General features: G+C 66.9%; 24 protein-coding genes. 15 read left to right on the top strand and 9 right to left on the bottom strand.

Annotated features, from left to right (window positions below):
* The first annotated feature begins 48 nt into the window (after window positions 1-48).
* Window positions 49-2,850: a TonB-dependent receptor gene (locus ACQY72_RS06060; protein ID WP_428156347.1), complete on the top strand. Its 2,802-nt coding sequence runs from the start codon at window positions 49-51 to the stop codon at window positions 2,848-2,850.
* A gap of 204 nt (window positions 2,851-3,054) precedes the next feature.
* Window positions 3,055-4,329: a sugar MFS transporter gene (locus ACQY72_RS06055; RefSeq protein ID WP_428156346.1), complete on the top strand. Its 1,275-nt coding sequence runs from the start codon at window positions 3,055-3,057 to the stop codon at window positions 4,327-4,329.
* A 69-nt stretch (window positions 4,330-4,398) separates the two neighbouring features.
* Here the strand turns inward: ACQY72_RS06055 and ACQY72_RS06050 are convergent, their stop codons facing one another.
* Window positions 4,399-4,968 (bottom strand): TetR family transcriptional regulator, encoded by a 570-nt coding sequence (locus ACQY72_RS06050; RefSeq protein ID WP_428156345.1) that lies wholly within the window; start codon window positions 4,966-4,968, stop codon window positions 4,399-4,401.
* Between the two features lie 169 nt (window positions 4,969-5,137).
* On the opposite strand from ACQY72_RS06050, the gene ACQY72_RS06045 reads away from it, so the two are divergent.
* From ACQY72_RS06045 to ACQY72_RS06020, 6 genes are all read left to right on the top strand, one after another.
* Window positions 5,138-6,340: an efflux RND transporter periplasmic adaptor subunit gene (locus ACQY72_RS06045; protein ID WP_428156344.1), complete on the top strand. Its 1,203-nt coding sequence runs from the start codon at window positions 5,138-5,140 to the stop codon at window positions 6,338-6,340.
* Window positions 6,341-6,343: 3 nt separating this feature from the next.
* Entirely contained in the window at window positions 6,344-9,628 is a 3,285-nt protein-coding gene (locus ACQY72_RS06040; protein WP_428156343.1) for an efflux RND transporter permease subunit, read from the top strand.
* Window positions 9,628-11,082: an efflux transporter outer membrane subunit gene (locus ACQY72_RS06035; protein ID WP_428156342.1), complete on the top strand. Its 1,455-nt coding sequence runs from the start codon at window positions 9,628-9,630 to the stop codon at window positions 11,080-11,082. The genes ACQY72_RS06040 and ACQY72_RS06035 overlap by 1 nt, the downstream gene beginning before the upstream one ends.
* Window positions 11,083-11,204: 122 nt before the next feature.
* On the top strand, window positions 11,205-11,780 hold the full coding sequence (locus ACQY72_RS06030) for a TetR/AcrR family transcriptional regulator (protein ID WP_428156341.1): 576 nt from the start codon (window positions 11,205-11,207) through the stop codon (window positions 11,778-11,780).
* On the top strand, window positions 11,780-13,477 hold the full coding sequence (locus ACQY72_RS06025; protein ID WP_428156340.1) for an MFS transporter: 1,698 nt from the start codon (window positions 11,780-11,782) through the stop codon (window positions 13,475-13,477). The genes ACQY72_RS06030 and ACQY72_RS06025 overlap by 1 nt, the downstream gene beginning before the upstream one ends.
* 13 nt (window positions 13,478-13,490) lie before the next feature.
* Window positions 13,491-14,603 (top strand): HlyD family secretion protein, encoded by a 1,113-nt coding sequence (locus ACQY72_RS06020; protein WP_428156339.1) that lies wholly within the window; start codon window positions 13,491-13,493, stop codon window positions 14,601-14,603.
* A gap of 1 nt (window position 14,604) precedes the next feature.
* On the opposite strand, the gene ACQY72_RS06015 is transcribed toward ACQY72_RS06020, so the two are convergent.
* The 4 genes from ACQY72_RS06015 to ACQY72_RS06000 all read right to left on the bottom strand — a co-directional run bounded on the left by ACQY72_RS06015 (window position 14,605) and on the right by ACQY72_RS06000 (window position 19,764).
* Entirely contained in the window at window positions 14,605-14,811 is a 207-nt protein-coding gene (locus tag ACQY72_RS06015; protein ID WP_428156338.1) for a hypothetical protein, read from the bottom strand.
* Window positions 14,812-14,908: 97 nt separating this feature from the next.
* Complete coding sequence (locus ACQY72_RS06010) at window positions 14,909-15,418, bottom strand: GNAT family N-acetyltransferase (RefSeq protein ID WP_428156337.1); 510 nt, start codon at window positions 15,416-15,418, stop codon at window positions 14,909-14,911.
* Window positions 15,415-17,490: a S46 family peptidase gene (locus tag ACQY72_RS06005; protein ID WP_428156336.1), complete on the bottom strand. Its 2,076-nt coding sequence runs from the start codon at window positions 17,488-17,490 to the stop codon at window positions 15,415-15,417. Before ACQY72_RS06005 ends, ACQY72_RS06010 begins: the two co-directional genes overlap by 4 nt.
* Before the next feature lie 180 nt (window positions 17,491-17,670).
* The gene (locus ACQY72_RS06000; protein ID WP_428156335.1) at window positions 17,671-19,764 is read right to left on the bottom strand and encodes a S46 family peptidase; all 2,094 of its coding nucleotides are present in this window, start codon (window positions 19,762-19,764) and stop codon (window positions 17,671-17,673) included.
* Between the two features lie 214 nt (window positions 19,765-19,978).
* On the opposite strand from ACQY72_RS06000, the gene ACQY72_RS05995 reads away from it, so the two are divergent.
* The 3 genes from ACQY72_RS05995 to ACQY72_RS05985 are packed head-to-tail and all read left to right on the top strand — an operon-like array spanning window position 19,979 to window position 22,942.
* Window positions 19,979-21,151 (top strand): ABC transporter permease, encoded by a 1,173-nt coding sequence (locus tag ACQY72_RS05995; RefSeq protein ID WP_428156334.1) that lies wholly within the window; start codon window positions 19,979-19,981, stop codon window positions 21,149-21,151.
* Window positions 21,148-21,903: an ABC transporter ATP-binding protein gene (locus ACQY72_RS05990; RefSeq protein ID WP_428156333.1), complete on the top strand. Its 756-nt coding sequence runs from the start codon at window positions 21,148-21,150 to the stop codon at window positions 21,901-21,903. The genes ACQY72_RS05995 and ACQY72_RS05990 overlap by 4 nt, the downstream gene beginning before the upstream one ends.
* A gap of 34 nt (window positions 21,904-21,937) precedes the next feature.
* Window positions 21,938-22,942, top strand: coding sequence for an HlyD family secretion protein (locus ACQY72_RS05985; protein ID WP_428156332.1), 1,005 nt, complete (start codon window positions 21,938-21,940; stop codon window positions 22,940-22,942).
* A 12-nt stretch (window positions 22,943-22,954) separates the two neighbouring features.
* Here ACQY72_RS05985 and ACQY72_RS05980 read toward each other — a convergent pair whose 3' ends face one another.
* Both ACQY72_RS05980 and ACQY72_RS05975 read right to left on the bottom strand, forming a co-directional pair.
* A complete protein-coding gene (locus tag ACQY72_RS05980) occupies window positions 22,955-23,752 on the bottom strand; it encodes a crotonase/enoyl-CoA hydratase family protein (protein ID WP_428156331.1) in 798 nt (265 codons plus the stop codon).
* A 117-nt stretch (window positions 23,753-23,869) separates the two neighbouring features.
* A complete protein-coding gene (locus tag ACQY72_RS05975) occupies window positions 23,870-24,022 on the bottom strand; it encodes a hypothetical protein (RefSeq protein WP_167762455.1) in 153 nt (50 codons plus the stop codon).
* 156 nt (window positions 24,023-24,178) lie between these two features.
* Between ACQY72_RS05975 and ACQY72_RS05970 the strand changes: the two genes are divergently transcribed.
* A complete protein-coding gene (locus ACQY72_RS05970; protein ID WP_428156330.1) occupies window positions 24,179-24,400 on the top strand; it encodes a DUF1289 domain-containing protein in 222 nt (73 codons plus the stop codon).
* 75 nt (window positions 24,401-24,475) lie between these two features.
* Window positions 24,476-24,994 (top strand): retropepsin-like aspartic protease family protein, encoded by a 519-nt coding sequence (locus tag ACQY72_RS05965; protein ID WP_428156329.1) that lies wholly within the window; start codon window positions 24,476-24,478, stop codon window positions 24,992-24,994.
* Here ACQY72_RS05965 and pgsA read toward each other — a convergent pair.
* Together pgsA and ACQY72_RS05955 are read right to left on the bottom strand one after the other, a co-directional pair.
* Window positions 24,991-25,635 (bottom strand): CDP-diacylglycerol--glycerol-3-phosphate 3-phosphatidyltransferase, encoded by a 645-nt coding sequence (gene pgsA, locus ACQY72_RS05960; protein ID WP_428156328.1) that lies wholly within the window; start codon window positions 25,633-25,635, stop codon window positions 24,991-24,993. The two genes, ACQY72_RS05965 and pgsA, sit on opposite strands and share 4 nt — an antisense overlap.
* 43 nt (window positions 25,636-25,678) lie before the next feature.
* Window positions 25,679-26,299 (bottom strand): carbonic anhydrase, encoded by a 621-nt coding sequence (locus ACQY72_RS05955; RefSeq protein ID WP_428156327.1) that lies wholly within the window; start codon window positions 26,297-26,299, stop codon window positions 25,679-25,681.
* A 68-nt stretch (window positions 26,300-26,367) separates the two neighbouring features.
* Here ACQY72_RS05955 and ACQY72_RS05950 point away from each other — a divergent pair, with 68 nt between their 5' ends.
* Together ACQY72_RS05950 and ACQY72_RS05945 are read left to right on the top strand one after the other, a co-directional pair.
* Complete coding sequence (locus tag ACQY72_RS05950; RefSeq protein WP_428156326.1) at window positions 26,368-26,604, top strand: antitoxin; 237 nt, start codon at window positions 26,368-26,370, stop codon at window positions 26,602-26,604.
* A 9-nt stretch (window positions 26,605-26,613) separates the two neighbouring features.
* Window positions 26,614-26,985 (top strand): PIN domain-containing protein, encoded by a 372-nt coding sequence (locus ACQY72_RS05945; RefSeq protein WP_428156325.1) that lies wholly within the window; start codon window positions 26,614-26,616, stop codon window positions 26,983-26,985.
* Window position 26,986: the final 1 nt, after the last annotated feature.

The raw sequence follows: 26,986 nt of genomic DNA, 5'->3' as shown, positions 1-26,986 counted from the left end.
TTCAGATTGCGACGCTCAGAATCGCGATCAGCCCCAGGGAGGATGACCATGTTCCAACGTCTCAACCGGCGCGCGCGCCTGCTATCCGGCGTCGCCTTCGGCGCAGCCGCCATGATGTCGGTCGGCGCGGCGCAAGCCCAGACCGCCGCCACGCCCCTTCAGGCCGACGATCAAGCGACGGAAGTCGGCGAGATCGTGGTCACCGGCATCCGCCGCTCCATCGAGGCGTCGATCAACGCCAAGGCCAACAACACCTCGATCGTCGAGGTCATCTCGTCGGAAGACATTGGCAAGCTGCCGGACGTGTCCATCGCCGAATCCCTGGCGCGCCTGCCCGGCGTGACGATGCAGCGCCTGGACGGCCGCAGCCAGGCGATCTCGATCCGGGGCCTGGGTCCCGACTTCACCACCGCCCTGCTGAACGGGCGCGAGCTGGTCACGACCGGCGACAACCGCGGTGTCGAGTTCGACCAGTTCCCCGCCGAGCTGCTGTCGAGCGTCGTCGTCTACAAGACCCCGGATGCGTCCCTGATCGGCCAGGGCCTGGGCGGCACCGTCGATCTGCGCACCGTGCGCCCGCTGGCCTACGGTCGTCAGGCCATCGCGATGAACTATCGCCATGAGTGGAACGACATCGGCGCACTGAACTCGGGCACGACCGACAAGGGCGACCGCTACACCGTCTCCTACATCGACCAGTTCCTGGACGGCACCCTGGGCGTGGCCCTGGGTTACGCCCACATGAGCTCGCCCTATCAGTCGGAGCGGTTCAACGCCTGGGGCTATCCGAACTACACCGATGGCAATCTGCTGACGGGCGGCGTCAAGCCCTACGTCATGTCGTCGGAGCTGGAGCGCGACGGCTATATGGGCGTGCTGGAATGGCGCCCGAACGACCGCATCCACTCCACGATCGACGCCTTCTATTCCGAGTTCAAGAACACCCAGGTCCTGCGTGGCATCGAGTTCCCGCTGGCCTGGGGCGGTTCGTCGGGCGACTGTACGGTGAACGTGCCGTCGGCGATCTGCCGTCCCGCGCCGGCGCTGCGTCCCGGTTATACGCTAGAAGACGGCCTTATCGTCGCCGGCACATGGGACAACATCAAGGGCGTCGTCCGCAATGACCTGAACAAGCGCGAGAGCAACATCACAGCCCTGGGCTGGAACACCGAGTTCGTCCTGAACGACGACTGGTCGGCGAACCTGGACCTCAGCTACTCCAAGGTCGAGCGCAACGACATCATCCTGGAAACCAACGCCGGCACGGGCCGCAACATCAACGGCGCCTTGGACAGCCTGGGCTTCGAGCTGACCGACGACGGCGTGACCCGTTTCACCAGCCGCCTGAACTATGCCGATCCGGCTCTGATCAAGATCACCAGCCCGCAAGGCTGGGGCGGCGACGTGATCCCCGAGGGCCAAGCCGGCTACATGAACACGCCGTCCATCGAGGACGAGATCAAGGCCGCCCGCTTCTCCGTCACACGCGAACTGCACCAGAGCCCGTTCAAGTCGATCGATTTCGGCGCCAACTACACCGAACGCCAGAAGAGCTTCGTCAACGATCAGTTCTATCTCGGCGTCCCCGGCGGCGGGGACCTGACCGTGCCCACGGCCTTCCTGCTGGATCCGACCGATCTCGGCTACCTCGGCATTTCGCAGGTGCTGAGCTACGACGCTCTGGGCCTGGTCAACAGCGGCGCCCTGAACCGCATCCGCAATCCGAACGCCGACGTCACCGCCGGCAACTGGGAAGTCACCGAAAAGGTTTCTACAGCCTACGTTCGCGCCAACATCGACCACAACCTGTTCGGTCGCGCCCTGACCGGCAACATCGGCATGCAGTTCGTTTATACCGACCAGAGTTCGAACGGTTTCTCGGCGCGCCAGGTCGGGCCGGGCGTGTCGGAGACCATCGCCGTCAACGGCGGCGCCGAATATCTGGAAATCCTGCCCAGCTCGAACTTCATCCTGGAAGTCGGCGACGACATGTTCGCGCGTATGGCCGTGGCGCGCACCCTGGCGCGTCCGCGTATGGACGATATGCGCGCCTCGCGTAACTTCAGCTATAACGCCGGCCTGGCTCAATCGACCGACATCAACCAGTCCCCATGGGGGGGCGGCGGCGGCAATCCCGAACTCAAGCCTTTCATCGCCGACGTGATCGACCTGTCGTTCGAGAAGTATTTCGCCAACCGCAAGGGCTATGTCTCGCTGGCGGCCTTCTACAAGCATCTGGAAAGCTACGTTTATAACCGCAACCAGATCGTCGATTTCACCGGCTATCCGATCGGCACGATCTCGCCGACCAATCCAGAGCCGGCTCTGCGGCAGGGTCTGGTGGGCGCTCCCGACAACGGCGAAGGCGGCTGGATCAAGGGGCTGGAGTTCTCGATCTCGGCGCCGTTCGACATCTTCCATCCGGCGCTGGAAGGCTTCGGCGCCCAGTTCAGCGCCTCGACGACGGACAGCGAGGTCCAGCCCGATCCGACCCAGCCCCCGACCGCTCTGCCGGGCCTGTCGGAGAACGTGATCAACGGCTCTCTCTACTATGAGCGCTACGGCTTCCAAACCCGCGTTTCCGCCCGTCACCGCTCGGACTACCTGGGCGAGGTCGCCGGTTTCGGCAACGGCCGCACCCTGCGGTCGGTCGCGGCGGAGACCGTCGTCGACGCCCAGATCGGCTACGAGTTCCAGGCCGGTCCGCTGGAGGGTCTGTCCATCCTGGCCCAGGTTAACAACCTGACCGACGAGCCGTTCAAGACCTTCGAAAACGGCGATGAGCGCCGGACCATCGACTATCAGAGCTATGGCCGGACCTTCGCGGTCGGCATGAACTACAAGTTCTGATTTCCACTCCTCTCTTCTGAGCAAACTTGGGCCGCCGCGTTCGCGAGGCGGCCCTTTTCTTTGCCCATGACGCAGCATGGCGGGAAAGTTTCGTTACAGACGACGCTTTTCGGCTGGACGCCTGTCGCGCGATGTCGGAACCAAGCGAGACGAGAACCGCGCGAGCACAGCGCGGCCGTTCTGTTTCACTGGGGGATCACATCCATGACCGTTCCGGACACCGGAAAACGCCAGGGCGCGGGCCTGGCCTTCGCCTACGTCACCACGCTCTTCTTCGCCTGGGGCTTCGCCACCTCTCTGATCGATCCGCTGATCGCGGCGGTGAAGCGCGTGTTCGACCTGAACAACGCCGAGGCCTTCCTGACCACCTTCGCCTGGTTCATCGCCTATGGGCTGATGTCGCTGCCGGCCGCGTCGGTTCTGAGCAAGCTGGGTTATAGCCGCTCGATCATCGGCGCCCTGATCGTCATGGTCGCGGGCTGTCTGATCGTGCCGGCCGCCACGGCCGCCGACTGGTATCCCGGCGTGCTGATCGCCCTGTTCGTCATCGCCTCGGGCGTGACCCTGTTGCAGGTCGCGGCCAATCCGCTGGTCGCCGAACTTGGCAGCCCCAAGGGCGCGTCCAGCCGCCTGAACCTGTCTCAGGCCTTCAACTCTCTGGGCACCACGATCGGGCCGTGGCTGGGCTCGCACGTCCTGCTGACGGGCGGCGTCTTCGCCGCCGGCGCGGTCGTCACCGTCGCCACGCGCACACAGTCGCTGCGCAGCATCGACATGGCCTTCCTGGGCATGGGGTCCTTCTTCGCCCTGGTCGCCGTCTTCATCTTCACGGCGCGCAAGAAGATCAACGCCGCCGCTCCGGCCACGACAAACGCCGTGTCGCCGCTGAAGGCGCTTTCCTCGCCCTGGGCCGTCTTCGGCGCCCTGGCCATCTTTCTTTATGTCGGATCGGAAGTCGCCATCGGCGGCATGCTGACCAACTTCCTGGAAAGCCCCGACATCCTGAACGCCCCCATCGAGACGGCGGGCAAGATGGTCGCCCTCTACTGGGGCGGCGCCATGGTCGGCCGGTTCATCGGCTCGGCCGTCCTGACCAAGGTTCGCCCCGGCATCGTCCTGGTTTGCTGCACCGTGGCGGCGGGAATCCTGTGCCTCATCGTCAGCCAGATCGGCGGTCCGACGGCGGCCTACGCCGTGCTGTCGATCGGTCTGTTCAACTCGATCATGTTCCCGACCATCTTCACCCTGACGCTGGAGCGTTCGACAGCCCCGACCTCGGCGACCTCGGGCCTGCTGGTCTTCGGCATCATCGGCGGCGCGCTTCTGCCCCAGGTCGCGGCGCACATCGCCGATGCGGCGGGCCGGCTGCAACCGGCTTTCATCGTGCCGATGCTGGGCTATGTCGGTCTGACCGTCTTCGCCATCGCCTGTATCCGCACCAAGGCGCGGGCCGAAGTGACCTCGACCGCCTCGCACTGAGGCCGGTCGTCGGACAAGACAAAGGGCGCGGAGGTTTCCCTCCGCGCCCTTTTGCATTCCGGGGTGTGATCAGCCGTCGATCAGGGCCTGAAGGATCGGCGCCAGCCGGTCGCGCATCCGTTCGCACTCGGCAGGTTCCAGATCGAAACTACCGCCGCCCAGCTCGCGGCTGACGGACATGCCCATCAGGAAGCCGGCCAGCACCCGGGCGCGCACCGTGGCGTCCGGTCCGGCGAGCCATTCCTCCAGCGGGCCGAAAAAGCGCTGGGTGCAGGTGGTCTGGACCATTTCCGACGCCTTGGCCGAGCCGATGGAGCGCAGCATGATCGACATGCCCTTCAGCTTCTCGGCCTTCTTGGGTTCGAAGACGATCTCGTGGGCCACGCGCCGGCCGAAATCGGCCTTCTCGCCCGACATCAGGGCGCTGCCGTCGCCGCAGCTGTCCAGCGCGGCCAGGAACAGGTCGTCCTTGGAGCCGAAGTAGCGGCTGATCAGCGCGGCATCGACGCCGACGTCGCGCGCAATGTCGCGCATGCCGACGTCGTCATAGCTGTCAGCCGCGAATCTCTCACGCGCAGCATCGAGAATGGCCGTGCGGGTCGCGGCGGCGTTTCTCGGGCGTGGGCCGGGACATAACAAGGTGATGACACTCCACAGGTGAATAACCGTAGATCACATATGGCTTTGTCAACGCCTGTTGACAAGCGGCATGGCCCCGATCATTAAGTCACCACGCGTTGACAAGGCCGCTCCCCATCGGCCTCTGTCCGCACGACTGGGATTTACCTCCGACAGGGAGAATGCGCAGATGCGCGGGCTGAAGATTGCGGCTGTATCCGTCATGGCGACGGGTGCGCTTTATGGTTGTTCCCCCAAGGCGGAGGCTCCGGCGCAAGGCGCGCCTCCTGTGACAGTGGCCACGCCGCTGAAGCAGCAGGTCAGGGACTGGGACGAGTTCACGGGGCGCTTCGAAGCGGTCGAGAGCGTGGACGTTCGCGCCCGCGTCGGCGGCTATATCCAGGCGGTTCACTTCCGCGACGGACAGATGGTCCAGCGCGGCCAACTGCTCTTCACCCTGGATCCGCGCCCGGCCCAGGCCGCCTTGGCCCAGGCTCAGGCCCAGGTCGCTCAGGCCCAGTCGCAGCTGTCGCTGGCCCGCGCCAACCTGGCCCGCAGCGAGACGCTTCTGGCCTCGCAGGCGGTGTCCAAGGCCGAATATGATTCCAACAAGGCCGCCGTCGATGCGGCCCAGGCCAATCTGGCGGCCGGAAACGCCGCCGTCCGCACGGCGCGTCTGAATCTGGACTACACCCGCGTCACGGCGCCCACCTCGGGCCGCGTGTCCGACCGTCGCGTCGATCCGGGCAATGTCATCGCCGGCGGTTCGTCGGCCGGCGACGTCCTGACCACCATCATCTCGGGCGGCCCGATCCACTTCGTCTTCGACGGTTCGGAAGCGGTCCTGCTGAAGTATCTGCGTGAGGGCGGCGCCAATCAGGGCGCGACCGTCAACGTCCGCCTGCAGGACGAGAGTACCTACAAGCACAGCGGCCGTCTCGACTTCTCGGACAACGCCGTGGACACCGCCTCGGGCGTCATCCGCCTGCGCGCCATCCTGCCGAACGCCGACGGCTTCCTGCGCCCCGGCATGTTCGGCAGCGCCCAAGTCGCCGGCGCTGGCGCCTACGACGCCCTGCTGGTGCCGGATTCGGCCATCGGCACGGATCAGGCCCGCCGCACCGTCGCCGTGGTCAACGCCGACGGCACCGTGACGAACAAGGCCGTTCAGCTCGGCCCGATCGTCCAGGGCCTGCGCGTCGTCCGCTCGGGCCTGGCTCCGACCGACCGCGTCATCATCGCCGGCCTGCAACGCGCGGCCCAGCCGGGTTCCAAGGTCACGCCCAAGAACGGTCAGATCCAGCCGGTCGCAGCCGATGCGTCGCAAGCGCCGGTCACCCAGGCGGCCCCGGCGTCCAGCGCCTCGTTCGCCAACTCCATTCCCGCTGGCTAAGCCATGAACATCTCCCGCTTCTTCATCGACCGGCCGATCTTCGCGGCCGTGATCGCGGTGGTGATCTCCATCATCGGCATCGCCGCCTATCCGCTGCTGCCCCTGTCGCAGTATCCGGAGATCGCGCCGCCGACGATCACCATCAACGCCGCCTATCCCGGCGCCTCGGCCGAGACTTTAGCCGAGACCGTCGCCGCCCCCATCGAGCAGGAGGTGAACGGCGTCGAGAACATGCTCTACATCACCTCCTCGTCCACATCGGACGGGGCGGTGGCGATCACCGTGACATTCCAGCCCGGAACGGACCTCGATTCCGCACAGGTGCTGGTCCAGAACCGCGTCGCCCTGGCCGAGCCTCGTCTTCCCGAGGCGGTTCGTCAGACGGGTGTCGTGGTCAACAAGGCCGAGAGCGGCTTCCTGATGATCCTGGGGCTGACGTCGCCCGACGGCACCCTGGATAACGACTATGTCGGCAACTACGCCAACTCGACGCTGCGGGACCGCCTGCTGCGCATCGAAGGCGTGGGCGCGGTTCAGGTGTTCGGCGGCGGCAACTATTCGATGCGCGTCTGGATCGACCCGGCCAAGGCGGCCGAGCGCGGTCTGACGGGCCCCGAGATCGTCGCCGCCCTGCGCGCCCAGAACGTCCAGGCTGCGGCCGGCTCAATCGGTCAGCCGCCCTTTGCCAACAACGCTTCCTCCTTCCAGCTCCCGGTCCAGGTTCAGGGCCGTCTGAGCGATCCCGAAGAATTCTCCAAGGTTATCCTGAAGACCGACGCCGAAGGGCGCGTCACCTATCTGCGCGACGTGGCGCGGATCGAACTGGGCGCCCAGGACTACGGCATTCGCGGCTTCTTCGACGGCAAGCGCGGCGTCGGCGTCGCGATCGTTCAGCAGCCGGGCGCCAACGCGCTGGGCACCGCTGATCGTGTCCTGGCCGAAGTCGATGCCCTCAAGGCCGAACTGCCCGCCGGCATGAACATCTCGGTGCCCTATAACCCGACCGAGTTCGTCGCCGCCTCGGTGGAGTCGGTTCAGCACACGCTGGTCGAAGCCGTCATCCTGGTCGTCATCGTGATCATGGTCTTCCTTCAGACCTGGCGTGCGGCCATCATCCCGATCATCGCCATTCCTGTCGCCCTGGTCGGCACCTTCGCGGTGCAGCTGGCGCTGGGCTATTCGATCAACTCCCTGTCCCTGTTCGCCCTCGTCCTTGCGGTCGGCATCGTCGTCGATGACGCCATCGTGGTGGTCGAGAACGTGGAGCGGGCCATCAGCGAGGGCCTCACGCCAAAAGAGGCGGCCTATCGATCGATGCAGGAAGTGTCCGGCGCCCTGATCGCCATCGGCCTGGTGCTGGTGTCGGTGTTCGTGCCGACCATGTTCGTGCCCGGCATCCCAGGCATCTTCTACCGCCAGTTCGCGGTCGTGATCGCCTCGGCCTCGGTCATCTCGCTGTTCGTGTCGCTGACGCTGTCGCCGGCCATGGCCGCCCTGCTGCTGAAGCCGCACAAGAAGGACCATGAACATGCCCGCAAGCCGGGCGTCCTGGGCACGGTCGTCTATTACGGCGGCTGGGCTGGGCGTAAGTTCAACGAAGGCTTCGACTGGCTGTCGGACCGCTACGGCCGCTTGACGGCGCGTCTGGTGCGCACGGTCGGCCTGGTGCTGATCATCTATGCCGGTCTGCTGGGCCTGACGGCCTGGCGCCTGATCGATACACCCTCGGGCTTCATTCCCGAGCAGGATCAGGGCTTCCTGATCGGCGTCATCCAACTGCCGGCCGGCGCTTCGCTGGACCGTACCGAAGCCGTGATGACCCGCGCCAGCGACATCATTCGCCAGACCCCGGGCGTCGACGGCGCCATCGCCTTCGCCGGCCTGGACGGCTCCAGCTTCTCCTTCGGCTCCAACGCCGCGACCATCTTCGTGCGTCTGAGTCCGTTCGAAGACCGCACCAAGGAAGAGGCCGCCGCCGCCCTGGCCGGGGCCATCACCCAGGCCACCGGTCAGATCGAGGACGCGCAGATCTTCGTCATCGCCCCCCCGGCGGTGCAGGGTCTGGGCACGGGCAACGGCTTCTCGATGATGATCCAGGATCGCGAAGGCGCCGGCTATCGTCCGCTGGAAGGCGCGACCTTCGCCATGATGGGCGCCGCCGCCCAGGCGCCGACTGAGGTCAGCCAGGTCTTCTCGACCTACAATACCGCCTCGCCCCGCATCACCGCCGACGTCGATCGTGACAAGGCGCTGATGATGGGCGTCCAGCCCAGCGCCGTGTTCGACACGCTGGGGGTCTATCTCGGCTCGTCCTACGTCAACGACTTCAACATGCTGGGCCGCACCTTCCGGGTGACCGCGCAGGCGGAGCCACAGTCCCGCGACGACATCGCCGATATCGCCAACCTGAAGACCAAGTCGTCGTCGGGGGCCATGGTGCCGATCGGTTCGGTGGCCAACCTGGTGAACGATTCCGGCCCGTCGCGGATCGTGCGCTACAACCTGTTCCCTGCGGCCGAGCTTCAGGGCAACGCCGCAGCCGGGGTGTCTTCGGGTGAGGCGCTGCAGATCATGGAAACCATGGCCGCGCAGAACCTGCCCCAGGGCTTCTCCTACGAATGGACGGGTCTGGCCTATCAGCAGAAGGCGGCCGGTTCGGGCGCGACGGTCATCTTCCTGATGGCGGTTGTGTTCGTCTTCCTGGTGCTGGCGGCTCAGTATGAGGCGTTCACGCTTCCGCTGGCGGTTATTCTGATCGTGCCGATGTGTCTGCTTGCGGCCATCATCGGGGTGAACCTGCGGGGTCTGGACAACAACATCCTGGTCCAGATCGGGCTCGTCGTTCTGATCGCGCTCGCGGCCAAGAACGCCATCCTGATCGTCGAGTTCGCCAAGCAAGCCGAAGAAGACCAGGGCATGAACCGGTTCGAGGCTGCGGTCGCCGCCGCCAAGACCCGTCTGCGCCCGATCCTGATGACCTCGTTCGCCTTCATCCTCGGCGTCGTGCCGCTGATGCTGGCGACGGGTCCGGGCGCGGAGATGAGGCAATCGCTGGGCACGTCCGTCTTCTCGGGCATGCTGGGCGTGACCTTCTTCGGCCTGATCTTCACGCCGGTCTTCTATGTGGTCAGCCGCTGGCTGTCCTCGAAGCTGCCGCAAGGCGGAAAGCCCAAGCCGACCACGACCCCCGACAACGCTTCTGATCGGGCCGTGCGTTACGACGAAACCAGCGACCTGACCGATCCGAACGCTCCGGCGCCCGCGACCGGCCGGGGAGGGGACATCTGATGACCCGCAACAAGACCCTTAGCTTCCTGACCGCTGCGGCCCAATTGACGGCTTCTGGCGCCCTGCTCGCCGCCTGCGCGGTCGGGCCCAAGGCGCCGCCTGCCGACCTGCCCGTCGCCGGGACGGGGGGCTTCATCGGCTCGGCCAGCCCCACCGTCTCGACCGCTGCGGCGCGCGACGACTGGTGGCGGCTGTATGAAGACCCGACGCTGGACGCCCTGATCCAGCAGGCCTTCGCCGAGAACAACCAGCTGGAAGCTGCCTTCGCCAACCTGCGCGCCGTCCGGGCGTCGCTGTCGGAGGCCCGCGTGGGCCGCTTCCCGACCACGACGACCAGCGGCGGCGTCACCCGGTCGCAGGGTTCGTCGGCCAGTCTGGCGGCTCAGCCCGGTATTCCCGCCGGCACGACGATCCCCGAGATCGACACCTACGACGTCGGGATCGAGGCCTCCTATGAAGTCGATCTGTTCGGGCGAGTGGAATCCACCATCCGCGCCGCCCGCGCCGACGCCCGCGCCGCCGAGGCCGCCCTGGCCACGGTCCAGGTGACGGTCGCGGCCGAGACGACCCGCGCCTATGCCGACACCTGCTCGGCCAATGCGCAGATCGCGGTGGCCGAACGGACGCTTGAGTTGCAACGCAACACCGCCAACCTGACCCAGACTCTGCTCGACGGCGGGGCCGGCACCGGGCTGGACGTGGCCAGCGCCCGCGCGGCCCTGGCTCAGACAGCCTCGACCCTGCCGACCCTGCGCGCGGCCCGCAACGAGGCGCTGTTCCGCCTGGCCACCTTGACCGGGGCCACCCCCGCTGAGGCCAGCCAGGCCGCCGCCGCCTGCGTTCGCCCGCCGCAACTCAGCCAGCCGATCCCGGTCGGCGACGGCGCGGCCCTCTTGGCGCGTCGCCCCGACGTGCGCGAGGCCGAGGCCAATCTGGCCGCCGCCGCCGCCCGCGTGAACGTGGCGACCGCCAATCTGTATCCGCGGATAACCTTGGGCGGTTCCTATGGTTCGACGGCGCTGGACGCCGACGGCTTGGGCGATTCTGGAAATACGCGCTTCAGCTTCGGTCCGCTGATCAGTTGGTCGTTCCCGAACGTCTTCGCCGCCCGCGCCCAGATCAAGGCCGCCGGCGCACGGTCGGACGCCGCTCTGGCCACCTTCGACCAGACGGTGCTGACGGCCCTGCAGGAGACGGAAACGGCCCTGTCCAACTACGCCAACGAGCTGGACCGCCGTGCCGCCCTGACCGAGGCGCGCGACCAGGCGGCCCGCGCCGCCGACCTGTCGCGCCTGCGCTTCAACGCCGGCGCCGACAGCTTCCTGCTGGTGCTGGACGCCGAACGCACCCAGGCGGCTGCCGACGCGGCCTTGGCCCAGTCCGACGCCCTGGTCACCACCTACCAGATCGCCCTGTTCCGGGCGCTGGCCGGCGGCTGGCAAGCCGACAGCTGATCGGTTCGTCTAGCGACCAAAACCGAAGGGCCGGGCGACACATCGCCCGGCCCTTTTTCTTTGATTCCGTCGTAACGGATGACTTGAAAAGCGGACACCATTGTCCATTTAAGCGTGCTGCCATGTCGCGCCTCGCCTCCAAACCTGTCCGCAAGGACGCCGTCCTCAACCGCGCCGCCGTGCTGGAAGCCGCGCGCGCGGTCTTCGCCGACCAGGGTCTGGACGCGCCGCTGGACCTGATCGCCGAAAAGGCCGGGGTCGGGCGCGGCACCCTCTATCGCCACTTCGCCGACCGCACCGAACTGGCGCTGGCCGTGCTGGAGGCCGATGTCGCGGACCTGGGTCGGCGCACTGCCGAACAGGGGGACGATCCGTCGGTCTTCTTCTGGTTTCTGGACCGGCTGGCCGAGGACATGGTGCGCAATGCGGGCCTGGCCGGGGTCGTGCGGAACGTGCGGTCGCCGGATGCGCTTACCCCCTTGCGGCAGAGCTTGATGGAGGCGGGCGCCGCACCGCTGGCGCGGGCCCAGGCCGCCGGCCTGGTGAGGGAGGATCTGCGGCCGATGGACATCCGTCTGATCGCCACCCTGCTGGGCGCCGGCTTCCAGGGCGCCGACGCGGCCGAGCGTCAGGCCGTGTCGCTGCGCACCCGCGCGATCATCCTCGACGGACTGAAGCCTCGCGGGGAGCCCCGCTGATGGCCCGCAACAACTGGCACCTGCCCTGGGAACAGTATGTCGAGACGCTAAAGCCGCACGAGCGGCCGATGATGCCCGGCTCGCCCGCCACGCCCGACCATTCCTGGCCGATGCGGATCCAGTACGCCCTGACCGGCCTGCTGGTCGCCATGGTCGGATCGTTGGGCAACGCCGCCGTCACCGCCAACATCCAGAACCTGCAAGGCTCGCTGGGGATCACGATCACCGAGGCCGCCTGGCTGCCGGTCGTCTTCGTCATGACCAACGCCTGCATGAACCTGATCCTGGTCAAGTTCAGGATGCAGTATGGGCTGCGCCTGTTCACCCAGATCTTCCTGGGCGCTTTCGTGCTGGTCTGCGCCGCCCACCTGTTCGTCGACAACTATCAGTCGACCCTCTTGGTGCGGGCCATCGCCGGCATGGCGGGCGCGGGCCTAAGCAGCCTGGGCTTCCTCTATATCATCCAGGCCTTCCCGGCGGCGCACCGGCTGAAGGGGCTGATCATCGGCATCGGCCTGGCCAGTTTCGCCGTGCCGATCTCTCGCCTGGCGATGCCCGGCTTGTTGCAACTCGGCGACTGGCGCGCCTTCTATATGTTCGAACTGGGCATGTGTCTGGTCGCCTGGGGCGCGGTGCAGGTGGTCAAACTGCCGCCGTCCGAACGGCTGCGGGTGTTCGACCGGCTGGACTTTCTGACCTTCGCCCTGTTCGCGCCGGGGGTTGCCCTGCTGTGCGCCGCGCTGGGCCTGGGGCGGATCGTGTGGTGGACGCAAGCCCCCTGGATCGGATGGGCCCTGGTCGGCTCCATCGTCCTGTTGACCGCCGCTTTTTTGGTCGAGCACAACCGGAAAAATCCGCTGATCAACACGCGCTGGCTGACGGGGCCGGACCTGTTGCGGCTGTTTGGGGCCATCCTGTTGATCCGTATGGTGCTGACCGAACAGACCTCGGGCGCCGTGGGCTTTCTGACGGTCGTCGGCCTGGGACCGGACCAGCTGCATGGGCTGTTCGTCGTCATCCTGCTGTCGATGATCGCCGGCACCTTGGTCAGCGCCTTCACCCTGAACATGGAGAAGCTGAACAAGCCGATCGCCATCGCCCTGGCCCTGATCGCGGTCGGCGCGTGGATGGACAGCCATTCGACCGTGCTGACCCGCCCGGCCCAGCTCTATTTCAGCCAGGCCCTGATCGCCTTCGCCTCGGCCATGTTCATCGGCCCGGCCCTGATGATCGGCATCGCCAAGGTGCTGACCCAGGGCAAGCAGAACCTGATCAGCTTCATCGTCATGTTCAGCGTGCTTCAGAACGTGGGCGGTCTGGCCGGCGGCGCCCTGACCGGCACGCTGCAGATCGTCCGCGAGAAATACCATTCCAACCAGTTGGCGGCCGGCATCTCGGCCCTCGATCCGCAGGTCGCGCTGCGCCTGCGCCAACTGTCGGGCGCCTATGCGTCCACCATCACCGACCCGGCCCTGCTGAACGCCGAGGGCGCGGCCCTGCTGGGCCGACAGGTGACGCAGCAGGCCAATGTCCTGGCCTACAACGACGTCTTCCTGGTCATCGCCGTGATCGCGGCCCTGGGCTGCGCCTGGGTGACCGTCACCCATCTTCGCCCGCGCTGGAAGGCGCGCCGCGACGCCAAGAACAACACGACCGACGCTGCGGCTAACGCAGCCGCCGTCGCTGCTGCAGATTGAACCGAGACCCGCCATGACCGACGCCGCCCCGCCCGCCACCGCACCTCAACCGGCCCCCGCCGCCCCTGCCCCTGCGCCCACGCCCGCGCCCGCGCCCAAGAAGAATGTGCTTTGGGCCGTCATCGCCGCCGGGGTCGCCCTGCTGGGCGTCCTGATGGTGCTCTATGCCTGGCAGTTGCCGCCGTTCAAGGGCGCGATCCAGCGCACCGACAACGCCTATGTGCGCGGCCAGGTGACCATCATCAGCCCGCAGGTGAACGGCTATGTGGTCCAGGTGCCGGTCCAGGACTTCCAGTCGGTGCAGCAGGGTCAACTGTTAGCCCAGGTGGACGACCGCATCTATCGCCAGCGGCTGGAGCAGGCCGAGGCCAGCCTGCACTCCGCTCAAGCGGCTTTGTCCAACTCGACCCAGACCCAGGCGTCCGCGCGCGGATCGGTGGCCCAGCAGCGCGCCTCCATCGCCGCCGCAGAGGCGACGCTGACGCGGGCTCAGGCCGACGCCAACCGCGCGCGGACCTTGAAGGCCGGCGGCTGGGTGGCCCAGGCCAATGTCGACATCGCCGAAGCCGCCTTGCGCAGCGCCCAGGCCCAGGTCGCCCAGGCCCGCGCCGCCGAGGGGATCGCCCAGACCGGCGTCACCTCGGCCGTCGTCGGCCGCGACAGCCTGGCCGCCGCCGTCGAGAACGCCCAGGCCGCCGTGCGCCTGGCTCAGATCGATCTGGCCAACACCCGCATCACCGCCCCCCGCCCCGGCCGCCTGGGCGAGATCGGCGTGCGTCAGGGCCAGTATGTCACTGCAGGAACCCAGCTGATGGGCCTGGTCCCCGACGTGGTCTGGGTCACGGCCAACATGAAGGAGACGCAGATGAAGAACATCCGCGTCGGTCAGCCGGTCGAGATCACCGTGGACGCCCTGGGCGGCCAGACCCTGCGCGGCCACGTCGAACGCATCGCCCCCGCCGCCGGCAGCGAGTTCAGCGTCATCCGCCCCGACAACGCCACCGGCAACTTCACCAAGGTCGCCCAGCGCATCCCCGTCCGCATCCGCATCGATCCCGGTCAGGAAGCCGCCGGACGCCTGGCTCCGGGGATGTCGGTGGTGGCGAAGGTGAATACGGCGGGTTAGGTCAGGCCGCCCAGCGGGGCGACAGGCTGGCGGCCAGCAGATGCACGTCGTGCGCCCGCATCCGCTCGAAATTGCCCAGCCCCAGGGCCAGGGCGCGCATGATCTCGGTCTGGCGCGTGTGTTCGGGATGGGCGGGCAGGGACGATTCCGCCCGCGCCAGTTCCGCATCCAGTTCGGCCATCATATGGGCCAGTATTCCGTCGTTCATCCCGTCCTCCATCACCGCCGACCGCCGCAAACTGTTAGAGCACGGCGAGAACAAATGCGGAACACGCTTATTGTTGTCGTCTGTGGACGAAAGACGGCTAGAGCGCCTTCTCCAACACCACGAAAGCCAGTTCCGGCCGGGGCGGATCGACGGGGAAGGGGCGGGTCTCACCGGTGGGGGCATAGCCGCGCCGTTCGTACCAGACGATCAGTTCGGTGCGGCGGCGGATGACCGTCATCTCCATGCGACGCGCGCCGAACCGGGCGACAGCCTCGACCTCGGCGGCGGTCAGCAGGCGGCGGCCCAGGCCGGACGCCTGCAGGGTCGGCTCGACCGTCAGCATGCCGAGATAGGCCAGGTCCTCGCCTGCGCGGGCCACCTGGACGCAGCCGATCAGGACGCCATCGCGATGCGCCAGCAGGACGACCCGGTCGGGATCGGCTACCAGGGCCGTCAGCTCGTCCGCACTGGTCCGGTCGTCGAACAACAGGTCCGCCTCATGCGTCCAGCCGGCCTTGGCCGTTTCGCCGCGATAGGCGCGCTCGATCAGGGGATGAAGCGCGGCGACATCGTCAGGCGTCGCCGCGCGGAAGACGACCTCGCTCACCGGGTTACGCCCAGCTCCTCGACCAGATGGTCCATGCCATAGACGTCGCGCAGGGCGACGGTCACGGCCTGGGTGGTGACGATGACGCTGCGGTTGACGGCGCGATCATAGCCATAGGCGTTGCGCTGGGTCAGGACGGTGGAGTCGAAGTTGGCCCCGATGATCTCGCCCCTGGCGTTGATGGCGGGCGAGCCGGACGAGCCGCCGATGGTGTCGGTCGAGACCGCCATGTCCATCACCGCGTTGGGATCGATCTGGTCCTTGGCCGCCAGAAGTTTGGGCGCGACGGCGAAGGGCTCGGCGCCGGTGGCGCGGTCCCACAGGCCGGCGAAGGTGGTGAAGGCGGCGAACCGCTGGCCCGGCACGTCCGAACCTTCGACCTGGCCATAGGTCAGGCGCAGGGTGCCGGTGGCGTCGGGATAGACGGCGTCGCCATAGGCGGCGAACCGCGCGGTCGCCAACTGCTCGGAGGCGCGGTCGGTCGGGGCCTTGACCTTGTTCTCCCATTCCGTGCGAACGGCGCGAGCGTCGGCGTCGATCGACAGCACATACTGGATCAGCGGATCGTCCGACGCCTGAACCGCCGCCAGTCCGCCGGTCCACAGGGCGCGGCGCACGGCCGGATCGGCCAGTTTGGTGCCCGCGACGACGCGGGCCGACAGACCCTCGGGGCTTTCCTTGCCCAGCAAAATGCGGACGTGGGGGCTGTCGACCGTCAGCCATTCCCGCGTCTTGGACAGCCACCACTCCAGCCGGATCTGCTCCAGCTCAGGATAGGTAGGCCGTTCGGCGAACAGGCCGGATTCGACGCCGGGCAGGCGACTGTCGGCGTATTCGGCCAGACGCTGGTCCGACGGTTTGGCCCGCTCCTGCGCGCCGCGCACGATGGCGCGCGCCCACTGGAACAGTTGGGATCCACCCGCGACCGAGGTCGTGCCCAGGGCGGTGCCGCCCTCAAGCAGGGCGGTGGGGGCGTAGAGTTCGCGGGCGAGAGGCTGGACGGCTTCCAGCGCGCCCCACGGATCAGGGCCAGCGCTGTTCGCGGCGGCGTAGCGCTGCATGAAATCAACCTCGGCCGCCGCCTTGGCCGTCATGAAGTTGGCGTCGGTCAGGGCGCGCATCCGGCCCAGGCCGCGCTTGTAGGTGTTCTCGACGCCCACGATGGGGTCCATGGCGATGAAGGCCTGGTCCTCGCCTTCCTCGGCATAGCGGATCAGGCGACCACGCAGCTCTGAAGCGATGAGCTGGTCCAGCGGCAGGACCACGTCGCGGATCGTCGCCAACTGATCCATCGTCAGCAGGCGCTGCGTCGCGCCCGGATTGCCCGAGACGAAGACGGCCTCGCCCTCTGTGGGCTTGTCGGCGTTCCAGGTGAAGTGGATCGGCGTCTCGACCGGCTTGTCGTCCTCGTACAGGCGGATGAAGGCCGCATCGATGGCGAAGCGCGGGAAGGAGAAGTTGTCGAGGTCGCCGCCGAAGGTCGCGGCACGATCTTCCGGCGCCCAGGCCAGGCGGACGTCTGAGTATTTGCGGAACTTGTAGAGCTTGAACTGGCCTCCCCGATACAGGCTGACGACCTGGCAGCGGATCTTGGGATCGTTTCCGCAGGCTTCGGTCTCGATCCGGCCGGCCTCGGCCTCGCGCGCCTGGGTGAAGGCCTGACCGTCCAGGCCCTCGCCGGCCTTGTGCATCCGCTCGGTGACGTCGGAGATGTCGGTCAGGATTTCGGCCGTGGCGCCGGGGCATTTGCGCTCTTCCTCGCGCGTCTTTGGCGTGAAGCCGGTCTCGCCATATTGCTGTTGCGGCGTGGACAGGTTGGCGACGCAGGTGGCGACGCAGTGGTTGTTGGTCATCACCAGACCCTGGCCCGACACCACCCCCGCCGAACAACCGCCGAACTTCACCGACGACAGCCGCACCCGGTCCAGGAAGGCCTGGTCGATGTTCGTGCCCAGGGTCGCGTTGGCGCGAGCGATGGGGAAGTTGTCGTAGGTCCACATGCCTTCCTCCGCGCGCGCCGAGGTGGCGGCGAGAGCGAGGACGGCGGCGGAGGCGAGGAGGGCGAGACGCATGGGGGGACTCCATAACTATCCCTCCCCGTCCGGGGAGGGTGGCCGGCGCGCAGCGCCGGACGGGTGGGGGCGGCAGAGCGACAAGGGCGCGGTCCTTTGATGGATCGCCGAGCCCTTCCCACCCGGTCGCTTCGCGACCCCCCTCCCCGGAGGGGGAGGGAGAGGCGCCTATGCTGGCTCTTAGCGAGCCACGCCCAGTTCGCGCAGCAGGCGCGGCTGGTTGTAGACGTTGCGCAGGGCTTCGGTGATGGCAGCGGTCGAGACCGTCACCGTGCGGTTCAGTTCGGGGTCGTAGCCGAAGCTGCCGCCCAGCGAGTGGATGTTGCCGTCGAATGCGGCGCCGATGACTTCACCCTTGGCGTTGATCACGGGCGAGCCCGAGTTGCCGCCGATGATGTCGTTGGTCGAGACGAAGTCATAGACGGTCGACTTGTTGACCTTGTCCTCGGCCGCCATCCAGTCCTCGGCGGCGTTGAAGGGCTCGGCGCCAGTGTTGCGCTCGTACAGGCCGCCGATCTCGGTGAAGGGCGTCACCGTCACGCCGCGATAGGTCCAGCCCTTCACCTGGCCATAGGACAGGCGCAGGCTGAAGGTCGCGTCGGGATACAGGTTGGTGCCGTAAACCGCGAACCGGGCCTGGGCGATCTTCTCGCCCGCGCGGCTGGTCGGGCCGGACACGGCCGATTCCCACTGGGTGCGCACGGCCTGGGCCGCGTCGTCATTGGCCAGGACGAAGGCGATCAGCGGATCGCCCGAGGCGGCCAGCTGTTCCGGCGTCATGGCCAAGGCCTGGGCGCGGAAGGCGGGGTCGGCCAGGCGGGTGCCGTCGATCAGGCGCGCGGCCACCTGTTCGGGGCTTTCCTTGCCCAGCAGCGCCTTCACATTGGCATTGTCGACGGTCAGGTATTCGCGGGTCTTGGACAGCCAGAAATCGACGTAAATCTTCTCCAGATCGGTCGAGATCGGCGCCTCGGTCGCCAGGCGGCGGCCCAGCGAGGCGATGTCGGCGTCCGAATAACCGGCGCGGCGCTCAGCCGCCGGCTTGGCGCGTTCCTTGGACGCACGGACGATGGACTTGGCGTAGCTGTAGAGCTGCGAGCGCTGGCCCGCCGCCGATTCCAGCTGGCGATAGGGCAGATACAGGTCGCGCTGGGCCGTCGAGACGCGCTCCAGATCGGCCCACGGGTCGCCGATGCGCTGGGCCAGGGCCGGGTCCGCGGCGACGCGCTGACGCAGTTCCTGCTCGGCTGCGCGCTTCGTGGCCATGAAGGCCGGATCGGTCAGGGCGCCCTGCTGGCCGTAGAAGACCTTGAAGCTGTTCTCCAGGCCGAACAGCGGATCGACGGTGACGCGCTTGGCCTCTTCGCCGGTGGTCGAATATTCGAGCAGCCGACCGCGCAGTTCCGACGACTGGATCAGGGTCAGCGGCATCTGCTGGTCACGCAGAACCTCCAACTGGGCCATGGTCAGCAGACGCGAGGTCGAGCCGGGGTTGCCCGCGACGAAGGTGACGTCGCCTTCCTTGGGCGCGTTGGCGTTCCAGGTCAGGTGGTTCGGCGTGGCGACCGGCTTGCCGTCCTCGTAGATGCGCAGGAAACCAGCATCCAGGGCGTAGCGCGGGAAGTTGAAGTTGTCGGGGTCGCCGCCGAAGAAGGCCGCCTGAAACTCTGGCGCGAAGACCAGGCGCACGTCGTCGTATTTGCGGAACTTGTAGAGCTTGTACTGGCCGCCGCGGTAGAAGCTGATGACCTGGCAGGTCAGCTTCTGGTCGTCGCCGCAGGTCTCCTTCTGGATCTTGTCGATCTCGGCGGCGCGGGCCTGGACGAAGGCGGCGCCCTCAAGCCCGGCGCCGGCGCCGGTGACGCGGTCGGTCACATCGACGATGTCGGTCAGGATTTCGGCCGTCTGGCCGGGGCACTTCTTCTCTTCCTCGCGGGTGGCGGGCATCCAGCCGTTCTTGACGTAGTCGTTGTCGGCCGTGGACAGGTCCTGAACGCAGGAGACGACGCAGTGGTGGTTGGTCAGCACCAGGCCTTCGTTCGACACCAGCGAGGCCGAGCAGCCTTGAAGACGAACGGCGGCGTTACGCACTCGATCCAGCCAGGCCTGGTCGATGTTGGTGCCGTATTTCTCGTTCACCGTGGCGATGGGGAAGTTGTCGAAGGTCCACATGCCTTCGTCGGCCCTGGCGGACGTGGCGGGGGCCGACAGGACGGCGGTGGCGGCGCCGAGCGCGGCCAGCGAGGCGGTGAGACGAAGAGAGGGCAAGGACATGGCGGCGTGTTTCCCGGAGCGTGGGACGGCCTGTCCCATCTGTTATGTTGTAACTAGCCCCGACCGAGGGCCGGCGCCAATAGGCTGCAACGCCCTTAATCCCCTGATTTCGAACCCGCAATGTCTGGGAGGCGGAACCCTTACCCCGATTTAACTTGGCGGTGAGGCGGCTCACGCTCAGATAGGCGGACGTACCGGGGGTTTATCGACGACCATGTCGCTTGCGCTATCTACGCTGCTGTTCGAGTGGCGCCGCTATATGGCGGCGGTCATGGCCCTGGCCCTGTCGGGTCTGCTGGTCCTGGCGATGACCGGTGTCTTCATCGGCATCGGCAAGGGGTTCACCGCCGCGATCGAACGCTCGCGCGCCGACGTGATCATCATGCAGCCCGGCGCCACCCAGCTTTTCGGCGGCTCCATGAGCGTGCCGACCCGATTTGTCCCGCTGGTCTACAACCACCCCGAGGTGGTCGAGGTGAAGGCGATGGAGATCAACGGTGGCAATCTTCAGAATGTTCGCGAAATCGATCCGACCATGAGCCAGGCCGAACGCGCGAGCCAGAAGGCGCCGCGTTCCAAACAGGTGATGGTCAATGTCATCGACACCCAGCCCGGCTCGGTCACCATACCCGTCGATTATTCGGACGAGCTGGTCGCGGCGCTGCGTCAACCGTTCACCATTGCGGTCGATGAATCCGCATTGAGCACCTTGGGCGTCAAGCTGGGCGACCGGGCGATCTACGCCGGCCAGACCGTCACGGTGGTCGGGGTTCTGCGCGGCTATCCCAACATGATGCAGCCGACCATCGTCATGTCGCGCGACTCGCTGCGGATGCTGGGGCAGTCGTGGGGCAATACGAACGGCGGTCCGCTGATGATCAAGCTGCGCGACCCGGCCAAGGCCAAGGTCGTGGCGGCGCAACTGAACACGATGGGCAACGGACAGTGGAAGGCCTGGACGCGTCAGGAACTGGCGGACGCCAACGCCAAGTCGATGTTCGAGGAAGGCATCCTGGTCATCATCATCGGCGGCTGCGTCGTACTGGGCGTCATCATCGGCGTGGCCATCACCTGGCAGACCCTGCGCGGCGCGATCATGGCGAATATCAAGGAGTTCGCCTCGCTGCGGGCGCTGGGCGTCAGCATGGGGTCGCTGCGCCGGATCGTGGTCGAACTCAGCTTCTGGGTGGGCCTTGTCGGGGTCGCGGCGGCGATCTTCCTGACGTGGCTGGTGTCGTTGCTGGCGATGATGGGGGCGGTGATCATCGCCCTGCCGCTGTCGCTGCTGATCGTGGTGGGGATCGGCCTGATCGCTATCGCCATGGTGTCAGGCCTGCTGTCGCTGGGCATCCTCAAGAACAGCCAACCGGCGGACCTGCTGCGATGAACGTTCATACAAAGGTTCATGAAAAGCACGGCGAGTTCGCCATCGAGGCCAAGAATCTGGTCAAGCGGTTCAAGTCCGGCAAGGCCTGGGTCGAGGTGCTGAAGGGCGTCGATTTCGACGCCAGACACGGCGACCTGACCATGGTCATGGGGCCGTCAGGCTCGGGCAAGTCCACCCTGATCGCGGCCCTGTCCGGCCTGCTGAAACCCGAAGAGGGTCGGGTGGACGTGCTGGATGTCGACGATCTGTGGAAACTGTCCTCGGGTCGGATCGACAAGTTCCGTCTGGATAACTGTGGCTTCATCTTCCAAGGCTTCAACCTGTTCCCCGCGCTGACGGCGCTGCAGCAGGTCGAGACCGTGCTGAAGTTCCAGGGGCTGACCACCGGTCAGGCCAGGAAGCGCGCCACGACGGCCCTGGAAGAAGTCGGCCTGGGCCATCGTCTGCACCAGCGGCCGGCGGCTCTGTCCGGCGGCGAGAAACAGCGCGTCGCCATCGCCCGCGCCCTGGCCAAGGATCCCAAGATCCTGTTCGCCGACGAACCGACATCGGCCCTGGACGGCGAGAACGGCCAGGTGGTGATCAAGCTGCTGCGCCGCGCCGCCACCGAACACGGCGCCGCCGTGATCTGCGTGACCCACGACCCGCGCCTTGAGGCCTGGGCCGACCGGGTCATCCATATCGAGGACGGCAAGATCCTGGACGACCAGCGCCGCATCCCCGATCCGAACGCCATCCTGGCGTCCCACTGAACATACCGACGACATCGCTTAGGACGACACGCCAATGCCCGGCTTTCTGAAGAAAAAACGCACCTGGATCGGCCTGCTGCTGGTGATCGTGCTGGTGGTCGGCTTCATGCTGTTCCAGTCCGCCGCCAAGACCAAGAAGGTCGAGCAGGACAAGGCTGCGGCCACCAAGGTCGAGAGCCCCTATGCCGCCATCGCCAACGGCAAGGTCGATGTCGAGGGCGGGATCATCCAGATCGCGGCCCGTCGCGGCGGCATCGTGCGCGAAGTGCTGGTGCAGGAAGGCGACCGCGTCGTCGCCGGCCAGATCCTGGCCCGCCAGGAGGACGACGAAGCCCGCCTGTCCGTTCAGAGCGCACAGGCCGCCGTCAACCAGGCCGAGAGCCAGCTGGCCCAGATCCGCGTCGACATCCGCACCGCCCAGCGCGAGCAGGAACGCTTGCAACGCCTGGTCGCCACCAACTTCGTGGCCGCCCAGCGCATGGACCAGGCCCAGGACGCCATCGCCACGGCCCAGGCCCGTCTCGGTTCTCAGGCCGCCGCCGTCCAGACCGCCCGCGCCCAGCTGGATCAGGCCCGCTACAATCAGGAACTGACGATCATCCGTGCGCCCAGCAACGGCCGGATCGTGCGTCGCTACGCCAACCCCGGCGCCGGCGCTTCGACCCTGAACGTCTCCAACATGTTCGACCTGGAGCCCGAGGCCCCGCGCATCGTCCGCGCCGAGGTGGTCGAGAGCGACCTGCCCAACCTGACCGACGGTCAGGCTGTCGAGATCAGCCCCGAGGGCGACGCCACCAAGGTCTATATCGGCGCGGTGATGCGTCGGGCCGCCGTGTTCGGCGCCCGCAAACTGGCCTCGGACGATCCCTCGCAACGCACCGACGAGCGGGTGGTGGAGGTGGTCGCCTCGGCCGGCGATGCGCCCCTGCTGATTGGTCAGCGCGTGCTGGTCAAGTTCATGAAGCCGGGCGAGACGGCCGGCGCCAAGCGCGTCGCCACGACCGGCGTCGGTCCGAACCAGGCGATGCGCGCGCAGTAGAACGCGAGTGGATCAGCGGCCGGTGAAGACGCCCGGCCGCTTTTCCAGCACGGCGGCGACGCCTTCCTGATGGTCGTCGGTCAGGTGGGCGATGGCCTGCATGGCGGCCGACATCTCCAGCATCTGGTCGAAGTTCATGTCTCGCCCCTGGCGCAACAGGGTCTTGGCCATGCGCAGGGCTTGCGGCGGCTGCGCCGCGACCTGGGCGGCGGTGGTCAGGGCCTCGTCCATCAGACTGTCATGGGCGACCACGCGATTGACCAGTCCCCATTCAGCGGCCGTCGCGGCGTCGATGGAGCGGGCGGTGAACAGCATTTCGGCGGCGCGGGCATAACCGATGTTGCGCGGCAGCAGCCAGGATCCGCCGTCGCCGGGAATGATGCCCAGCTTCAGGAACGGCACGCCGAAGCTGGCGCGATCAGAAGCGATCCGGATATCCGCCAGGCCGGCGATGTCGCAGCCCAGCCCCATGGCCGGCCCGTTGACGGCGGCGATCAGCGGAACCTCCAGCCCGTACAGCGACCGCACGATCCGGTGGACGACACGACGATAGCGTTCGCGGATGGCGGCGCCCGATCCCTCGAACAGGTCGCGCCGGTCGCGCATGGCCGTCAGGTCTCCGCCGGCGGAGAAGGCCCGCCCTGCGCCGGTCAGGACCACGCACCGGATCGACGGATCGGCGTTGACCCGCTCGCACGCCGCCGCCACCTCGTCCCCGTCGGTCAGGTCGGGCAGGGCGTTCAGCCGGGCCTCGCGGTCCAGCGTCCAGATCAGGATCGAACCCTGGCGGTCTTCGGCGATCAGGCCCATGCGTCGTCTCCGTGTTCGCGTTCGTCATCGGCTGCGAACGCCGCGTCAGGCAAGTCCGCAATTGCAAAAGCCCCGGCCGAGACCAGGGCTTTTTCAGGCTTGGGCCGAAAAGGGCCGTCAGCGTTTCTTGATCGTATAGGGTACGAAGTTCGACGGATGGCTGACCACCCGGCTCGAATTCGACGGCATATGCCGACTGTTGACCAGCATCCCGCCCCAAAGGGCAAAGGACATCATGGCGTGTTGGAGATTACGCTCCTTATCGTTCATTTTGGCGTCTCCTTTCGCAGAACGATGAAAAGAGACGCGTCGTACCAATGGGATTCCACCGTCAGTCGTTTCGCGTCATGAGGCAATATAAGACGGTTTCGTGAATTTGCAAATTTATTCGTCAGGAGTCGGAGTGTATTTCGCGTCCGTGTCACAATGAGCGTCCCCATCCCGAGCAGGCCGGGACCGCCCAAGGCCATCGCCACGCCTTGCGTCATGGTCTGCGCCGTCGATGGCGAGAGCGGCCTGTGCCTGGGCTGTTTCCGCACGCTCAAGGAGATCGCCGGCTGGCGCGCGCTCAGCGACGCCGAACGCGCGGCGGTCATGGCCGACCTGCCCATGCGGCGGTCTCAGGTCGATCCGGCCAAACTGGGCTAGCGCGGTTCGGGGTTTAAGCTTTCGTCAGCCACGTCGTTTCACGGCATCCAAACGACGCCCCCTTAGACAGGGGACATGGTTCGCATCGATTTCCAGTCCGTCATCGTGCTCGGCGTCGCCCTCATGGCCTCGTTCGGCACGGCGCTGACGATCAGGCATCTGGAGGGGGACGGCGCGGCTCAGGCGGCGACGCCTGTGATCGCGGCTTCGACTGCCAAGGCCTCAGGCACGGACGCCCAGGTGGTCAAGGGCGCGGACGGTCACTACTGGGCCCAGGCCAGGATCGAAGGGCGGGCGGTGCGCGTGCTGGTGGACACCGGCGCCAGTGTCGTGGCCCTGACGCGGGCGGACGCCCTGCGGCTGGGCGTCGATCCCGAGCCGGCGGACTTCACCGGCCGCGTCCAGACCGCCTCGGGCGTGGTGCGCGCCGCCCCGGTTCAGCTGAAATCGGTTTCGGTGGCCGGGGCGCGAGTGGACGAGGTCGAGGCGCTGGTCGTGGAGCAGGGCCTCGAATACTCCCTGCTGGGCATGAGCTATCTGGGCCGGCTGTCGGCCTTCGAGGCCACGCCGGTCGGTCTGACGCTGCGGCCCTAGAGGTCTCTCATCTGGCGACGCGCCTCGCTGAAATACTGCCAGCCCGTCCACAAGGTGATGATGGCGGCGAACCAGATCAGGAAGATGGCGAAGGATTCGAACGCCGGCTGCCAGGCCAGCGGCGAGCCATCCGGATTCTGCAGGCCAAGGGCGCTCCACAACAGCGTCAGTTGAAGGGCAGCCAGAGCGACCATCTGCACCGTGGTTTTCCATTTCGCCGCCAGGGTGACGGGCAGTTCGATCCGCCCGGCCATGGTCTCGCGCAGCGCCGAAACGGCGAACTCCCGGAACAGGATCAGGCCGCAGGGCAGGGCGATACCGGGCAGCGAACCCGAGGCCAGAACGCCCAGGATGGCGCCCGTGACCAGCACCTTGTCGGCGATCGGATCGAGGATGGCGCCCCAGCGCGTGGTGGAGTTCCAGCGTCTGGCCAGAAAGCCGTCGACCCAGTCGGTGGACGCCGCGATGACGAAGATCCAGAAGGCCCAGACGCTGAACCGACCTTGGGTTTCTGGCGAAAGCCAAGCCTCCAGCGCGCCGGGCGCCGCGCCGGCCATCATGGCGAACATCACCACCCCGGCCACAAGGCGCAGGCCGGTCAGGATGTTGGGGATGGGATTGGCGCGGTGGGCGGCTGTCATGGTCATATCCGTTCAACGCGCCGGGTGTGACACGGTTCGCAAGTCACGCCAACGGTTCGAACCGCGGCTTGTCGGTCATGACGGTCAGGGCCCCCTCTGCGATGCCAAAGTGCAGGCCGCTGAGCTCCAACTCGCCCTTGGCCTCGCGCTCGGCGATCCAGGGGAAGGTGCGCAGGTTTCGGATCGACAGGCGAACGATGGCCTCTTCGGCCGCGCGCTCCAACTGATCAGGCGAAACAGTTTCGGCGACGTGCTGAACCACGGGCGTGCCTTGCGCGACCCAAGGCGCCACGAAGTCGGCGCAGCTGTCGGGCGCGCCGTTCAGCATGGCGTTAACCCCGCCGCAGTGGGCATGGCCCATGACCACGATCCGCTTGACATTCAGCACCTTGACCCCGAACTCCAGCGCGGCCGAGACGCCGTGCAGCCGACCGTCAGGCTCATACGGCGGCACCAGATTGGCGACGTTGCGGACCACGAACAACTGGCCCGGTGCGGCGTCGAAGATGAGCGCCGGATCGGCGCGGCTGTCCGAGCAGGCCACGATCAGGGTGTGCGGCTTCTGCCCCTGGGCCAGCGCCTCATATTCCGCATGGGCTGTCGGCCAATGCTCGGCCCGGAAGCGGCGGTAGCCGGCGGTCAGTTCGTCTTCGATGTCGCTCATGCTGCGCCTGTAGCGCTTTGAGCGCTGCCGATAAATCGTGTATACGTGTCTATACGAAGGAGCGCGCTATGGCTGTCACCAGTCGAACATTCCGAAGCGGCAACAGCGACGCCGTACGCCTGCCCAAGGAAATCTCGTTCGGTCCCGGCGTCGAGGTCGAGATCGAACGCAAGGGCGACGTCGTGACCCTGACACCCAAGCGACCTTCGGTGAAGGAAATGTTGGCCAAGCTGGATGCGTTGCCAAAGCCTTCCAGCATTGGAAAGCGGCCGCCTTTCATCGCGCCGATCCGCAAGGGGCTTTGATCGTTGCTGATGCTGGATGCCAGCGTCGCCATCCATCTGCGTGATGGCGACCCGATTGTACGCGCGCGGATCGAGGAGACCGACGAGACGCTGGTTTTCTCCATCATCACCGTGGTCGAGTTGGAGGCGGGCTTTCTGGACGGAGAGGCCGAACTGCGGCGCGCGCGGATGGTGGCCTTGCTTGAAGCTATAAATTATAGGCCGTTCGATAGCCGCGATGCCGCCGCCTATGGGCGCATTATCGCGCACACCGGCTATTCGCGGCGCAAGGTGCTGGATCGGATGATCGCAGCGCAGGCCTTGGTCGACGAAGCGACGTTGATCACCCGCAACGGCGACGACTTTCGCGAAATTCCCGGTCTGAAGCTGCTGGAGTGGTGAC

The sequence above is a fragment of the Brevundimonas sp. genome (assembly GCF_965279155.1).
GTDB lineage: Bacteria > Pseudomonadota > Alphaproteobacteria > Caulobacterales > Caulobacteraceae > Brevundimonas.
The sequence above is the reverse complement of the archived record's forward strand: the minus strand, read 5'-3'. Positions and strand labels throughout refer to the sequence as shown.

Bases quoted from the DNA above. Each gene is read 5' to 3' on its own strand.
- ACQY72_RS06055 (WP_428156346.1), top strand. From the start codon at position 3,055: ATGACCGTTCCGGACACCGGAAAACGCCAGGGCGCGGGCCTGGCCTTC.
- ACQY72_RS05945 (WP_428156325.1), top strand. From the start codon at position 26,614: ATGCTGGATGCCAGCGTCGCCATCCATCTGCGTGATGGCGACCCGATT.
- ACQY72_RS05965 (WP_428156329.1), top strand. From the start codon at position 24,476: ATGGTTCGCATCGATTTCCAGTCCGTCATCGTGCTCGGCGTCGCCCTC.
- ACQY72_RS06020 (WP_428156339.1), top strand. From the start codon at position 13,491: ATGACCGACGCCGCCCCGCCCGCCACCGCACCTCAACCGGCCCCCGCC.
- ACQY72_RS05995 (WP_428156334.1), top strand. From the start codon at position 19,979: ATGTCGCTTGCGCTATCTACGCTGCTGTTCGAGTGGCGCCGCTATATG.
- ACQY72_RS06035 (WP_428156342.1), top strand. From the start codon at position 9,628: ATGACCCGCAACAAGACCCTTAGCTTCCTGACCGCTGCGGCCCAATTG.
- ACQY72_RS05985 (WP_428156332.1), top strand. From the start codon at position 21,938: ATGCCCGGCTTTCTGAAGAAAAAACGCACCTGGATCGGCCTGCTGCTG.
- ACQY72_RS05950 (WP_428156326.1), top strand. From the start codon at position 26,368: ATGGCTGTCACCAGTCGAACATTCCGAAGCGGCAACAGCGACGCCGTA.
- ACQY72_RS06060 (WP_428156347.1), top strand. From the start codon at position 49: ATGTTCCAACGTCTCAACCGGCGCGCGCGCCTGCTATCCGGCGTCGCC.
- ACQY72_RS05990 (WP_428156333.1), top strand. From the start codon at position 21,148: ATGAACGTTCATACAAAGGTTCATGAAAAGCACGGCGAGTTCGCCATC.
- pgsA (WP_428156328.1), bottom strand. From the start codon at position 25,635: ATGACAGCCGCCCACCGCGCCAATCCCATCCCCAACATCCTGACCGGC.
- ACQY72_RS05955 (WP_428156327.1), bottom strand. From the start codon at position 26,299: ATGAGCGACATCGAAGACGAACTGACCGCCGGCTACCGCCGCTTCCGG.
- ACQY72_RS05980 (WP_428156331.1), bottom strand. From the start codon at position 23,752: ATGGGCCTGATCGCCGAAGACCGCCAGGGTTCGATCCTGATCTGGACG.
- ACQY72_RS05970 (WP_428156330.1), top strand. From the start codon at position 24,179: ATGAGCGTCCCCATCCCGAGCAGGCCGGGACCGCCCAAGGCCATCGCC.
- ACQY72_RS05975 (WP_167762455.1), bottom strand. From the start codon at position 24,022: ATGAACGATAAGGAGCGTAATCTCCAACACGCCATGATGTCCTTTGCC.
- ACQY72_RS06040 (WP_428156343.1), top strand. From the start codon at position 6,344: ATGAACATCTCCCGCTTCTTCATCGACCGGCCGATCTTCGCGGCCGTG.
- ACQY72_RS06025 (WP_428156340.1), top strand. From the start codon at position 11,780: ATGGCCCGCAACAACTGGCACCTGCCCTGGGAACAGTATGTCGAGACG.
- ACQY72_RS06030 (WP_428156341.1), top strand. From the start codon at position 11,205: ATGTCGCGCCTCGCCTCCAAACCTGTCCGCAAGGACGCCGTCCTCAAC.
- ACQY72_RS06045 (WP_428156344.1), top strand. From the start codon at position 5,138: ATGCGCGGGCTGAAGATTGCGGCTGTATCCGTCATGGCGACGGGTGCG.
- ACQY72_RS06005 (WP_428156336.1), bottom strand. From the start codon at position 17,490: ATGCGTCTCGCCCTCCTCGCCTCCGCCGCCGTCCTCGCTCTCGCCGCC.
- ACQY72_RS06000 (WP_428156335.1), bottom strand. From the start codon at position 19,764: ATGTCCTTGCCCTCTCTTCGTCTCACCGCCTCGCTGGCCGCGCTCGGC.
- ACQY72_RS06015 (WP_428156338.1), bottom strand. From the start codon at position 14,811: ATGAACGACGGAATACTGGCCCATATGATGGCCGAACTGGATGCGGAA.